This window comes from Streptomyces sp. SID1328 (assembly GCF_009865595.1).
Classification (GTDB): domain Bacteria; phylum Actinomycetota; class Actinomycetes; order Streptomycetales; family Streptomycetaceae; genus Streptomyces; species Streptomyces griseoluteus.
In genome coordinates this window covers 18,751-31,477 of record NZ_WWKH01000660.1, presented here as the reverse complement: position 1 = coordinate 31,477, position 12,727 = coordinate 18,751, and the positions used below count along the sequence as shown (strand labels likewise).

Sequence of the window (12,727 nt, the reverse complement as noted above, 5' to 3'; positions counted from 1 at the left end):
TTGCGTTCCTCCGGGGCCAGCCCGATCCCGGCGCGCACGGCGGCGCGTACGCTGCCGGGCCGGACCGGCCGGCCGCCGGCCAGGACGTGGCCGGCGTCGGGCTTGCGGGCGCCGTAGACCGTCTCCAGGATCTCCGAGCGGCCGGAGCCGACGAGCCCGGCGATGCCGACGATCTCACCCGGCCGCACCACGAGGTCGAGCGGGTCGAACTCCCCGCTGCGAGCGAGGCCCCGCACCTCCAGCGCCGGTTCACCGGCAGGGGGTCCGGCCGGGCGCGGGGGAAAGACGTACTCGACGTCGCGGCCCGTCATCAGGGTGACGACCTCGCGGGTCGGTGTGGTCTTCGCGGGCAGTCCGCGGGCCACTGCCCGGCCGTCCTTCAGTACGGTCACGCGGTCACCGATGCGGCGGATCTCGTCCAGCCGGTGCGAGATGTAGACGACGGCGACGCCCTCGGCGGTGAGCCCGGTGACCACGCGGAAGAGGTTGTCGACCTCGTCGGGGTCGAGCGCGGCGGACGGTTCGTCCATCACGATGAGCCGCACGTCGTGGGACAACGCCCGCGCCATGGAGACGATCTGCTGCTGTGCTGCGGACAACTCACCCACCAGGCGCCCCGGTTCGATCTCGGAGTGCCCGAGCCGGCGCAGCAGCGCGGCCGTCGAGGTGCGTGCCGTGCGCCGGCGTACGACGAATCCCGCCCTGGTGGGTTCGTGGCCCAGGTGGATGTTCTCGGCGACCGACAGGTGCTCCACCAGGTCGAGTTCCTGGTAGATGGTGGCGATGCCGAGGCGCATCGCGGCCATGGGCGAGCGGAGGGTGACAGGGTCGCCGCGCCAGTGGATGGTTCCGGTGCCGGGCTGGTGGGCGCCCGCGAGGACCTTGATGAGGGTGGACTTGCCCGCGCCGTTCTGGCCGAGCAGGCAGTGCACCTCGCCCTCCTGCACGTCGAGGTCGACACCGTCGAGTGCCCGGACGCCGGGGAACGCCTTGGTGATGCCGGTCATGCTGAGCAGGGGTGGTTCTGGTGCCATGTTGGATTCCCCTCGGCGGGCGTGCGGGCCTGTTTCAGGGCGGTACGCCGATGGACGGGGCGGACCGGGGCAGAGCGGAGCGGTGCGGTGGCGCTGTTTCCTGCGGGCCGTCCGGCGGGGTGCCGGACGGCGTGGTCACGCTGGGGAGAACAGGTGGTCGCTGATGAGGCGGGCGCCGCCGATGACTCCGGCGTTCTGGCCCAGCTCACCGAGGACGATGGGCAGGTTGCCGGTCGCGAGCGGCAGCGACTGGCGGTAGACCTGGGTGCGGATCGCGGCGAGCAGGGTGTGGCCGAGGCCGGTCACCCCGCCCCCGATCACCACGAGAGAGGGGTTGAAGAAGCTGACCAGGCCCGCGATGACCTGGCCGGTGCGGGTGCCGCCCTCCCGGATGAGGTCGAGCGAGACGGTGTCGCCGGCGGCGGCCGCGGCCGCGATGTCGACGGCGCTCAGGGTGCCGTGCGTCTCCAGGCGGGAGGCGAGTTCCGCCGAGAGCCCCTGACTTGCCGCGTCCATGGCGTCGCGGGCGAGTGCCGCGCCGCTGAAGTGGGCCTCCAGGCAGCCGCGGTTGCCGCAGGCGCAGGCGCGGCCGTCGGGTACGGCCTGGATGTGGCCGATGTCGCCCGCGCTGCCCGTGGCCCCCCGGTAGACCTCGCCGCCGACCACGATGCCGCAGCCGATGCCGGTGCCGATCTTGATGCAGAGGAAGTCGGCTGCCGTGCGGGCGACGCCCGCGTGCTGCTCCCCCATGGCCATCAGGTTCACGTCGTTGTCGACCATGACGGGGCAGCCGAGTTCCTGGCTGAGCGCCTCCCGCACGGGGAAGCCGTCCCAGCCCGGCATGATCGGCGGGGCGACCGGCACTCCCTCCGGGAAGCGGACGGGGCCCGGTACACCGATGCCCGCGCCGTCGAACCCCTCCACGAGCCCGGAGGAGCGGAGCTTGGCCGCCATGCCGAGGACGTGCTCGAAGACCGCGACCGGGCCCTCGCGCACGTCCATGGGCTGGTTGAGGTGGCCCAGCACTTCGAGTTCGGCGTTGGTGACGGCGACGTCGACCGAGGTCGCGCCGATGTCGATGCCGAGGAAGCGCAGGTTCGGGGCGAGCCGCAGATTGTGGGAGCGGCGCCCGCCGCGCGAGGCGGCGAGTCCGTCGGCCACGATGAGCCCGGTCTGCAGGAGCCGGTCCACCTCCACGGCCAGCTTGGACCGGGACAGTTCGATCTGGTCGCCGAGCTGGGCGCGGGAGTGGGGACCCTCGTCGCGCAGCATGCGGAGCAGCCGGGCCTGGTGGGCGTTGGCGGGTCGTGCCGTCATGCGTCTCACGAGTCCCTCCCCGCCTCGGTACCGGCTGTCCGTCGCGTTCTTTCGGGGGGAACGTAGCAGCGGCTGCCGGGGCTGGGAAGAAGTAGCGCGTGAATTCGTGCTCACTTTCTCCACTCCCAGGACAAAGGCCGGGGGCCTCAGTGGGCGTGGTGCGCGGCGGTGTGGTGTCCCGTGTGGCCCGGTACGGTGCCGTCGGGCTTCGCCACCAGGAACAGTCCGGCCATCCCCATGTCGGAGTGGCTCTGGACATGGCAGTGGTACATCCAGGCGCCGGCGCCGACGTGTTCGCCCGCGACGACCTGGAAGCCGAAGGAGTCGGCGGGCCCGGTGATCTTGTTGTCGACGATCCGGCTGGGGTCGTCGGGGCCCGTCAGCAGGCCCGTGCGGTTGTCGGCCCAGCGGTGACCGTGCATGTGGAAGGTGTGGTAGTACTCGCCGTGCGTGATCATGATGATCTCGACGCGATCGCCCACCGTGGCCTCGAAGTTCGGGGTCTCCCCCGCCGTCCTGTTGTTGATCGTCATGTCGTTGAAGACGATCGTGAACTGCTTGTCCGGCAGGAGGTCGCCCTTCCGGCGTACGACGACCGGGCCGTACAGGCCCTTGCGGATGCCGCCGGTTCCGTGGTCGGTGCCCACGACGTGGTCGTGGTAGTGCCAGTAACCGGCGCTGCCCGCCTGCCAGGTGCCGTCCTTGCGGCGGGCGGGGGCGTGGGTGCGCCAGGTGTAGGTGCGGGTGCCGCCGGGCTCGACGTGGCTGTCCGTCATCCGGGTGCCGTCGTTGGCGATGTCGTAGTCGACGCCGTGGACGTGGAGGCTCGCGTCCGCGTCGGTAAGGTTCTCGAACTCGATGTGCAGGGTGTCGCCCTCGACCAGCTCGATGAGCGGGCCCGGCACGGTGGCTTTGCCCTTCTCCAGGCCGTAGCCGAGCTGTCCGCCGGGCAGTTTCTCGGCGTAGAGCCTGAGGTGGCGCACCTGGCCGCCTGCCGGGGCGGTGGGCGGGGAGGGTTCCGCCGCCGAGGGGGCGGAGGCCACCGACAACGTTGCCGTACCGGTGGCGGCGACCACACCGCCGGCCAGCAGCCGTCGCCCGAAAGTCCTTCTGTCCAGAGCCATACCGGTCTCTCCAGTCCTGTGCGGAGTGCTGTGAGGAGACGGGCGGGGGCGGGCCCCCGGGGACGGCCACGGTAGAGGCGCGCCTCCCGTTTATCCACACCCAGGACAAAGTTGGTGAGATTCCGTCCATAGCTATTGGCGGGTCGGCGAAAGGCGTCTAGCTTCTGGCGCTGTTGCTGAGACCACGGAGGGTGGGTGACCCATGCAGAGCGCACCACATCACCGGTCGAGATCCCGGCGGGCAGCGGCGGCGGCCCTGGCGGCCGGAGCCCTGGCGGCATCCCTGCTGAGCGGCGGTACCGCGGCCACGGCCAGTTCGTATCCGGAGCCCAAGGCTTCGGCACTGCCGTCGCCGCCGGGCGGCAAGAACGTCAAAGTGCTCGTCTTCCACGCCTCGGCCACCGAGGAGTCACCGACCGTCGACGCCGGTATCGAGGCCATCGAGTCCATCGGTCTGACCGGTCCCGAAGATCAGCGTTTCAAGACCGTGGCGACGGACGACGCCTCGGTCTTCACCAACGAGAAGCGGCTGGGCACCTTCAACGCCGTGGTGTTCCTCACCGGCGGCGGGGACGTGCTCGATCCCGAGCAGGAGGCGGGTCTCGAGGCGTATCTGAAGGCCGGCGGCGGCTTTCTCGGCATCCATGACGCGGCCCGGACGGAGCCGTACTCCGACTGGTTCACCGGTCTGATCGGCGCCCGTCCCGCGAGCGCGAGCCCTGCCGCCGTACAGCGGGCCACCGTGGAGATCCCGGACCGGAGCCATCCGGCCACGAAGGGGCTGCCGCTGGAGTGGAAGCGGCCCGACAAGTGGTTCAACTGGGCGAGCAACCCGACCGGCAAGGTGCACACCGTCGCCAAGGTCCGGGAGAGCAGCTACCGGCCGGGCACCGGTGCGAATGGGGTGGACCATCCGGTCTCCTGGTGCCGGGACTACTCCGGCGGCCGGTCCTTCTACACGGGCATGGGCGGCACGGTGGAGTCGTTCGCGGAGACCGACTTCCGCGACCATCTGCGGGGCGCCCTGCTGTGGACCACCCGGCTCTCGCGCGCCGACTGCAAGGCCACGATCGACGCCAACTACTCGGCGGTGCGCGTCACTCAGCCGAACCAGCCCGGTCAGCAGGACCAGATCGGCGAGCCGCACGGCCTGGTCGTGGCGCCCGACGGACGAGTGCTGTACATCGGCCGGGGCGGCGGCACGAACGAGGCGCCGGTCGTCACCGACTGGAACAACCCCGACATCGGCAAGGGCACCGGCCAGATCCACGTGTACGACCCCGCCACGAAGAAGGTCACGCTCGCGGGCGCCCTCACCGTCTTCGGCAACAAGGGCGGCGGCGACGAACTGGTCAAGGTCGAGGAGGGGTTGCTCGGCATCGAGCTGGACCCCGGCTTCGAGTCCAACGGCTGGGTGTACCTCCACTACACCCCGCACTCCGGCCTCGACCGCGACAAGCAGGTGGCCGAACGCCGCGTCTCCCGCTTCACGCTGGACCGCGCCACGAACAAGCTCGACCTGGCCTCGGAGAAGGTCCTCCTCAAGTGGCCGGTGCAGGTTCACAGTTGCTGCCACGCGGGCGGCGGGATGGCCTGGGACTCCAAGGGCAACCTCTACATCGCCACCGGTGACAACAACTCCTCCGGTTTCAGCGACGGTTACGCCGGCAACAACCCGCAGCCCAACTACAAGGGCCTGTCCTTCGCGGACGCCCGCCGCACCGCGGGCAACACCCACAACCTCAACGGCAAGATCCTGCGTATCCACCCGGAGCCGGACGGCACGTACACGCTGCCCGAGGGCAACCTCTTCACCGGCAAGGAGCAGGACGAGGGCGGCGGCAAGACCCGCGGCGAGATCTACGTGATGGGTGTACGGAACCCGGCGCGGATCTCCGTCGACAAGAAGACCGACATCCTCTACGCGGGCTGGGTCGGCCCCGACGCGGGCGCGCCGAGCACCACCTGGGGACCGGCGAAGTACGACACGTTCGCCGCGATCACCAAGGCGGGCAACCACGGCTGGCCGTTCTGCATGGGCAACAAGCAGCCCTACCGCGACCGCAACCTGCCGGACCCGACCAAGCCGCTGGGCTGGTACGACTGCGACGCCCCGAAGAACGAGTCACCGAACAACGACGGTCTGGTGAACCTGCCGCCCGTCACCGGCAACACCATCTGGTACTCCCCGCAAGGAGGCGCCCCCGACTTCCCGCGCAACGCGGCGGGCGTGCCCAGCTACAAGAACGAGGAGGCCACCTACCTCCTGCCGTGGCTGAAGGGCGGCGGCCAGGCCACCATGGACGGCCCGGTCTACCGCTACGACGCGGCGAAGGCCGGTACCGGGGCGTGGCCGGAGTACTGGGACGGCAAGTGGTTCGTCGGTGACTTCTACGACGCGGACAACCCGCGGCACGCGGTGCTCACCGACCCGAAGACGGTCGGCAAGGGCGGCCTGCCCGTCACGGCGGAGTCGCTGAAGAAGATCATCCCGGTCGGGCAGGGCGGCATCCGCAACCTGATGGACTGGAAGTTCGCGCCGGACGGTTCGCTCTACGTCCTCGACTACGGCCGCGGCTTCTTCACCTCCGACTCCCAGTCCGCGCTGTGGCGCGTGACGTACACCGGCGGCGCGGCCACGCCCGCCGCGAAGGATCTGGCCAGGAAGGCGGCACAGTGAGACATCGACCTCTGCGCCTGTACACCGCGCTGCTGGGCGCGCTGCTGCTGATGCTGGGGCTCACCTCGACGGCCGCGTACGGACGGGACGGCGACCGCGCGGCGGCGGCCCAGGTCCTGACGTGGACGGCGAGTTCCCGCACCGACCGGTACGCGAGCTTCCCGACGACGGCGGCGGCCGGCGCGGCGACCCTCGTCTTCGAGAACAGCGCCGCGACCGGCAACGACATCGGCATGCCGCACACGCTGACCTTCGACGTGTCGGACCCCGAGTACAACCACGACGTGCCGGTGAACATCCTGGCCAACCCCGGTGACGACAGCGGCGGCAAACACACCGTCGACGTGACGCTGACACCCGGCCGTTACCGCTACTTCTGCAGCATCCCCGGCCACAGCCAGATGCAGGGCATCCTCACGGTGACCGAGCCCGGCGGCGAGGACACCACGGCGCCGACGGCTTCGGCGAAGGTCGAGGGGCAGCAGAACACAGACGGCGCCTATATCGGCTCGGCCAGGGTCACGGTGTCCGCGTCGGACGACGCGTCCGGGGTGAAATCGATCGAGTACGCGGTCGGCGCCGACGGTCCGTGGCAGGCGTACACCGCGCCGGTGGTGGTCGACCAGGTCGGCTCGCACACCGTGCGTTACCGGGCCACCGACAAGGCGGGCAACGTGGCCGCCGAAAAGTCCGTGACCTTCAGCGTGGTCGCCCCGCCTACGGACGACACCACCGCACCGGAGACCTCCGCGACAGTGAGCGGCGAGAAGGACGCCGACGGCAACTACCTGACGATGGCCACGGTGACCGTGACCGCCTCGGACACCGGGTCGGGCGTCAACACCATCGAGTACGCGCTCGGCGCGGACGGCGCCTGGCAGCCGTACACCGCGCCGGTGATGGTGCACGCGGTCGGCTCCCACACCGTGCGCTACCGGGCCACCGACAAGGCGGGGAACGCGGCGGCCGAGAAGTCCGTGGCCTTCAAGGTCGTGGCCCCGCCCGCCGAGGACACGACCGCGCCGGAGACCTCGGCGACCCTCAGCGGCACCCGGAACTCGAACGGCGCCTACGTCACGAGTGCCAGGGTGACGGTCAACGCCTCCGACTCCGCGTCCGGGGTCGCCCGGGTCGAGTACTCCCTCGACGGAGGCCCGTATCTGGCGTACTCGGCGCCCGTGGTCGTTGACCGGCTCGGCTTCCACACGGTGGCGTACCGGGCGACGGACAAGGCAAAGAACACCTCCGCCGCCAAGAACGTCACCTTCACCGTCGCGCAGGGCGGGGGCGTCCCGGCGCCGGCCTGTCCCGAGTACGACGAGCGGCTGACGGTCATCGTCGGCACCGTGGACACCGGCGTGCCGAACCGGCTGACGCGCAGCCGGTGCACGATCAACGAGCTGATCGAGGACGAGAAGGACTGGTCGTCGCAGGCGCTGTTCCTCAAGCACGTCGACGGGGTGCTCGACAGGCTCCTTGCCGACGGTCTGATCGACCAGCGCGAGTTCAACAAGATCACCAAGGCGGCCAAGCAGTCGAAGATCGGCAAGCCCGGCCGGACAGAGGGTTATCGCGATCTGTTCGACGGCACGCAGGCGTCCCTGTCCAAGTGGGAACAGGTCGGCGGCGGGCAGTTCGCCCTGACCGGCGACGGCGCCATCACGAGCAGCACGACCGTGCCGGGCATGGGCATGCTGTGGTTCCCGGAACGCAAGTACGGCGACTTCTCGCTCAAGCTCCGCTTCCGCGACGACGCTCCGGGCACGGGCAACGCCAACGGCGGGGTCTTCGTCCGGTTCCCCGACGTCCACAACCACCCGGAGGAGTCCCGGCCCGAGTGGGTCGCCATCAACTACGGGCACGAGATCCAGATCCTGGACAGCCCGACCGGCGACATGTACAAGACGGGCTCGGTCTACGGCTTCGACCGGGTGGGCCTGGGCGGCGCGGGGGTCACCCCGAAGGGCACCTGGAACGACTACGAGATCCGCGCGGAGGGCCAGCACTTCACGATCCTGCGCAACGGTGTCGTCATCAACGAGTTCGACAATGTCGGCGGCCAGGTCTTCACCCCGCCCCGCGAGGGCGACCCCGGCACCGACGGCCGGCGCTACGCGACCGGGTACATCGGGCTCCAGGTGCACAGCACGTCGGACGTGATCTCGTACCGCGACATCCGGATCAAGGAGTTGTAGACGACAAGACCGTGGGGCTCTCACCACTTCGGCGGTGGGGGCCCTTCCCGTCCACGGAGCCGCCTTCTCTGAACGCGTGACAACTTCCGTGTTACGTACAGGCATTGAGGGTCATGGCCTGGTCAAGCCGTTCCCGCGCGTTGGCCACATGTTCACCGCTCTCCCCTGACGCGTCCCGCCACGAGGGCGGAGAGTGATCGACGGCCCGGCTTCCCGGCCGGGCGGACCTACACTCCGCCGGAGCGCCCACCGCGCTCAAGAAGGGACGACCATGGCCGAGTTGACCCGCCGCAGAGTCCTGGGGTCGGCCGCGGGCGCGCTGGGTGGCGCCGCGGCTTTGTCCCTGCTGCCGCCGAGCGTCCAGAAGGCCGTCGCCGCCGGGCCGCCCAAGGGCGGTTCGCTGCGCGACATCGAGCATGTGGTCCTGCTGATGCAGGAGAACCGGTCGTTCGACCACTACTTCGGCACCCTCTCCGGGGTCCGGGGCTTCGCCGACCCGCATGCCCTCAAGCTGGACAACGGGCGCAGCGTGTTCTACCAGCCCGACGCGGTGAATCCCAAGGGCTATCTGCTGCCCTTCCACCTCGACACCCACTCCTCCAGCGCCCAGGCCATCCCCTCCACCAGCCACGCCTGGTCCGTGCAGCACCGGGCGTGGAACAACGGCAGGATGGACCAGTGGCTGCCCGCCCACCGCGCGGCCGACGGCGTCAACGGCCCCTATGTGATGGGCTATTACACGCGCGAGGACATCCCCTTCCAGTTCGCGCTCGCCGAGACCTTCACCATCTGCGACAACTACTTCTGCTCGGTGTTCGGGCCGACCTGGCCCAACCGGCTGATGTGGATGACCGGTTCGATCGACCCCGGCGGCACGAAGGGCGGCCCGGTCATCAAGAACTCGGCGCCCAAGCCGTACCAGTGGACCACCTATGCCGAGCGGCTCCAGGCGGCCGGGGTGAGCTGGAAGGTGTACCAGCAGGACGACGACTACGGCTGCAACATGCTGGAGCAGTTCGCCGCGTTCAAGAACGCCGCGCCCGGCTCCGAGCTGTACGAGCGCGGGGTGCGCCCGCAGCCCGAGGGCACCTTCGAGGACGACGCCCGCAACGACCGGCTCCCGGCGGTGTCCTGGATCATGCCGACCAGCTACCAGTCGGAGCACCCGGACTATCTCCCGGCGGCCGGCGCGGACTTCGTGGCCTCGAAGATCGAGGCGATCGCGTCCAACCCGAAGGTGTGGCGCAAGACCGCGTTCATCCTCAACTACGACGAGAACGACGGCCTGTTCGACCATGTGCCGCCGCCGGTGCCGCCCGCGGGAACGCCGGACGAGTTCGTGCAGGGGTTGCCCATCGGGGGTGGCTTCCGGGTGCCGGCCATCGTGATCTCGCCCTGGACCGTGGGTGGTTGGGTCGCCACGGAGGCTTTCGACCACACCTCGGCGCTGCAGTTCCTGGAGCACTTCACCGGGGTGGAGGAGCCCAACATCAGCGACTGGCGCCGTTCCACCTTCGGCGACCTCACCAGCGCCTTCCGCTTCCGCTCCGGCCGCCCGCGCCCGCCGCGCCTGCCGGACGACACGGCGGAGCAGCTCGAGAAGGCGAAGGAGGAAGTGGCCACGCTGCCGAAGCCGACGCTGCCGGGCGCGGACCAGACCTTCCCGCGCCAGGAGCACGGGCGCCGGCCGCACGTGTGAGCCGTCCGGGCCGGTGCCGCTCGCGGCACCGGCTCCTTCAGTACACGGGGTCGCCCGGCCCCACGCGGTGTGTCTCCAGCCCGCCGTCGGCCAGCAACTCCCCGATCAGCGCCTCGCTGCCACCCACATAGGTGCTGACCAGGTCCACGTCCCCGCCCACGCACCAGGCCCGGTCCTGCGGCCACCACAGGTCGGGCAACTCCGCGAACTCGTCCCAGGCCACCGGCGACACGGCGTCCGGAAGGGGCCCGGCGAGGAGGACCTCGTCCCGGTACGGGGTCTCGAAGGTCGGGAAACGGGAGAAGTCCCACCGCCCATACCCCTCCCACAGCCCGAACCAGCACTGGTCGGCGGTACGGGTGTGCCGGGCGAGAACGGGGATCAGCGCCTCGGCGACAGCCGCCGGAGTCGGCCCCTCCGACGGATGCTCGTCCCAGACACCGGGCAGCCCGTACTCGGACGCGTTCTGACGGTCCCGCTCCCTCCCGACCACCTCGTGCCAGCCGGCGTTCGGCCCCACCGATCGCCCATGGGCCGCCGCCACATCCCGCCACCGCACCGGCCGCTCCTCCAGCGACGCCGGATGCAGAACCCTGACGTAGGCATCGAACCCTGGCACGACGACACCGGCCACCGTGCAGGAGTGGTCGTCCCCGAGGAAACGCTCGGAGAGCCAGCGGGCGGGCGCCAGGTCGGCGGACTGCACACGCAGGCGGCCGTACACGTCGGGAGCGGAGTTCTGACGCACCGAGGGATAGTCGTCCATTGTCCGCAGTCTGCCCCACCGGAGGGCACACGTCTCGACCGCGCCCGGCGCCCGCGTCAGGACCGGAGCGACTCCGTGAGCCGCCGCAGGGACGCCCGACCCGGTGGGCCCCAGGTCGGTTTGCCGCCGGGGCGGCCCTCGTCGCCCGCGTGGCCGATGTGCAGGCCCGCCAGGGCGCGGAGGACCGCCCAGCCGCGGGCGCGGCGGAGGGTGGCGGGGTCCGGGGCCGGGAGGTAGGCGGCGTGGAAGCGGTCGACGGCGTCGTCCGGGAGGAGAATCCAGGCGGAGGCGAGGTCGAAGGCGGGGTCGCCGGCGAAGAGGTCGCCGAAGTCGATGACGCCGGAGAAGGTGCCGTCGAGGGTGAGGACGTTGGCGGGGTGCAGGTCGCCGTGGAGCCAGAGGCGGGGGCCGGTCCAGCCGGGTGCGGCGGCCGCGTCCTCCCAGATGGCGCGGACGGCGTCGGGATTCTGGACGAGGCCCAGTTCGGTGGCCCGGGCGAGCGAGCCCGTGAAGGATTGGGCGAAGTCGGCCAGGCGGCCCCCTCGGTCCCGGCCCACCGGTGCCTGCTTTGGAGCGGGGCGGTGAAAGGCGGTCAGGAAGGCGGCGAGGGTGTCGGCCGCTTCGTCGGAGCGGGTCGCGGGGGCGCGGTCGGCGGGCTCGCCGGATACCCAGGTGGTGACGAGCCAGGGTCTCGGGAAGCGGTCGGAGGGTTCGCCGAGGCGCTGCGGTACCGGGATCGGCAGGGGCAGGCCCTCGGCGAGGAGCGGCAGCCAGGCGTGCTCCTTGCGCAGCAGCGCGTCCGCCGACTCGGTGGCCCAGGGCAGGCGGACGGCGAGGTCGTCACCGAGCCGCCACACCTGGTTGTCCCAGCCGAGCGCGCCGAGTTTCAGGGGGCGTTCCGCCAGGTCGGGGTGCTGCTCGCGCAGCAGATCCCGGATCAGGTCCGCCGTGATGTCCGTCCCGGTGACTGTCATGGGGAGCCACGGTAGCGCTTAGCCCGGATGCCGGTCCGGGATGCGCGCCCCGGTGGTGCCGCCCCAGGATTCTGATCATGCGGAACTCCACTGACACCCCGTCCTGTCCCCGGTACTCGCGGCACGGTGGTGCCCGGCATGCCATATCCGCGGCGGCCCTCTGCGGTGTCCTGCTGGCGATGGCCACGGCCTGCGGGGACCCGGACAGCAAGGTCCGCTCCGGCGGCGCGGCGGGCAACGGCAACCCTGCCGTGTCCGGCTCCTCCCGCCCGGTGACCGCGAGCGGCGTCCCCGGCGTCGGGGAGCGGATGGGCCGGCAGATCCCGGACGACACCCGGCAACTGGTGGTCGTCTACGGCGACGACCGGGACTCGGCCGAGGGCACGGCCGTGCTGTACGAGAAGCAGGACGCCCAGTGGAAGCAGTCCGCGAGCTGGCCCTCGCACAACGGCCGCCGGGGCTGGACGACCGACCATCGGCTCGACGACGAGCGCAGCCCCGTGGGCGTCTTCTCGCTCACGGACGCCGGAGGCACCCTGCGCAGCCCCGGCACCAAACTGCCGTACTGGTACGACGACCACGCGTACGCGGCTTCGGTGGTGGACCCGGACGACGAGGCGCACGCGCACGACTTCGACCACGTCATCGCCATCAACTACAACCGGCTCAAGGGCACCCCGCCCTACGACTGGAGCCGGCCCGAGGGGGTGGAGAAGGGCGGCGGCATCTGGCTGCACCTGGACCACGGTGACGGCACGTCGGCCTGTGTGACCGTCCCGGAGGCCGGCATCAAGACCCTCCTGGGCACCCTCGACCCCGCCGACCACCCGATGGTGGTGATGGGCGACCGCGACCGCCTCAGGGGCTGAGCGAAACCCGTCCGTCACACCCGTATCGGCCGCGGCGATTCGGCCAGGGCCGTACGGAGCCCCGGCGCG

At 70.8% G+C, this 12,727-nt stretch carries 9 protein-coding genes; 4 read left to right on the top strand and 5 right to left on the bottom strand.

Annotated elements, in window-relative coordinates; translation table 11 throughout:
* From GT030_RS21270 to GT030_RS21260, 3 genes are all read right to left on the bottom strand, one after another.
* Positions 1-1,034: sugar ABC transporter ATP-binding protein (locus GT030_RS21270; RefSeq protein ID WP_161202463.1), on the bottom strand; the 1,034-nt coding region annotated here is incomplete at its 3' end.
* 135 nt (positions 1,035-1,169) lie between these two features.
* Positions 1,170-2,351: an ROK family transcriptional regulator gene (locus tag GT030_RS21265; protein WP_161202462.1), complete on the bottom strand. Its 1,182-nt coding sequence runs from the start codon at positions 2,349-2,351 to the stop codon at positions 1,170-1,172.
* 146 nt (positions 2,352-2,497) lie between these two features.
* Positions 2,498-3,469: a multicopper oxidase domain-containing protein gene (locus tag GT030_RS21260; protein ID WP_161202465.1), complete on the bottom strand. Its 972-nt coding sequence runs from the start codon at positions 3,467-3,469 to the stop codon at positions 2,498-2,500.
* Positions 3,470-3,677: 208 nt separating this feature from the next.
* Here GT030_RS21260 and GT030_RS21255 point away from each other — a divergent pair, with 208 nt between their 5' ends.
* The 3 genes from GT030_RS21255 to GT030_RS21245 all read left to right on the top strand — a co-directional run bounded on the left by GT030_RS21255 (position 3,678) and on the right by GT030_RS21245 (position 10,049).
* Entirely contained in the window at positions 3,678-6,155 is a 2,478-nt protein-coding gene (locus tag GT030_RS21255) for a ThuA domain-containing protein (RefSeq protein ID WP_202460376.1), read from the top strand.
* A gap of 50 nt (positions 6,156-6,205) precedes the next feature.
* Positions 6,206-8,350, top strand: coding sequence for a family 16 glycoside hydrolase (locus tag GT030_RS21250; RefSeq protein ID WP_237522725.1), 2,145 nt, complete (start codon positions 6,206-6,208; stop codon positions 8,348-8,350).
* A 271-nt stretch (positions 8,351-8,621) separates the two neighbouring features.
* On the top strand, positions 8,622-10,049 hold the full coding sequence (locus GT030_RS21245) for an alkaline phosphatase family protein (RefSeq protein WP_161202460.1): 1,428 nt from the start codon (positions 8,622-8,624) through the stop codon (positions 10,047-10,049).
* Between the two features lie 37 nt (positions 10,050-10,086).
* Here GT030_RS21245 and GT030_RS21240 read toward each other — a convergent pair whose 3' ends face one another.
* Both GT030_RS21240 and GT030_RS21235 read right to left on the bottom strand, forming a co-directional pair.
* Positions 10,087-10,815 carry a hypothetical protein gene (locus GT030_RS21240; protein ID WP_161202459.1) on the bottom strand — a complete coding sequence of 243 codons (729 nt, stop codon included), beginning with the start codon at positions 10,813-10,815 and terminating at the stop codon, positions 10,087-10,089.
* Positions 10,816-10,871: 56 nt separating this feature from the next.
* The gene (locus GT030_RS21235) at positions 10,872-11,789 is read right to left on the bottom strand and encodes an aminoglycoside phosphotransferase family protein (RefSeq protein ID WP_161202458.1); all 918 of its coding nucleotides are present in this window, start codon (positions 11,787-11,789) and stop codon (positions 10,872-10,874) included.
* Positions 11,790-11,866: 77 nt separating this feature from the next.
* Here GT030_RS21235 and GT030_RS21230 point away from each other — a divergent pair, with 77 nt between their 5' ends.
* Positions 11,867-12,658 carry a hypothetical protein gene (locus tag GT030_RS21230; protein ID WP_161202457.1) on the top strand — a complete coding sequence of 264 codons (792 nt, stop codon included), beginning with the start codon at positions 11,867-11,869 and terminating at the stop codon, positions 12,656-12,658.
* Positions 12,659-12,727: the final 69 nt, after the last annotated feature.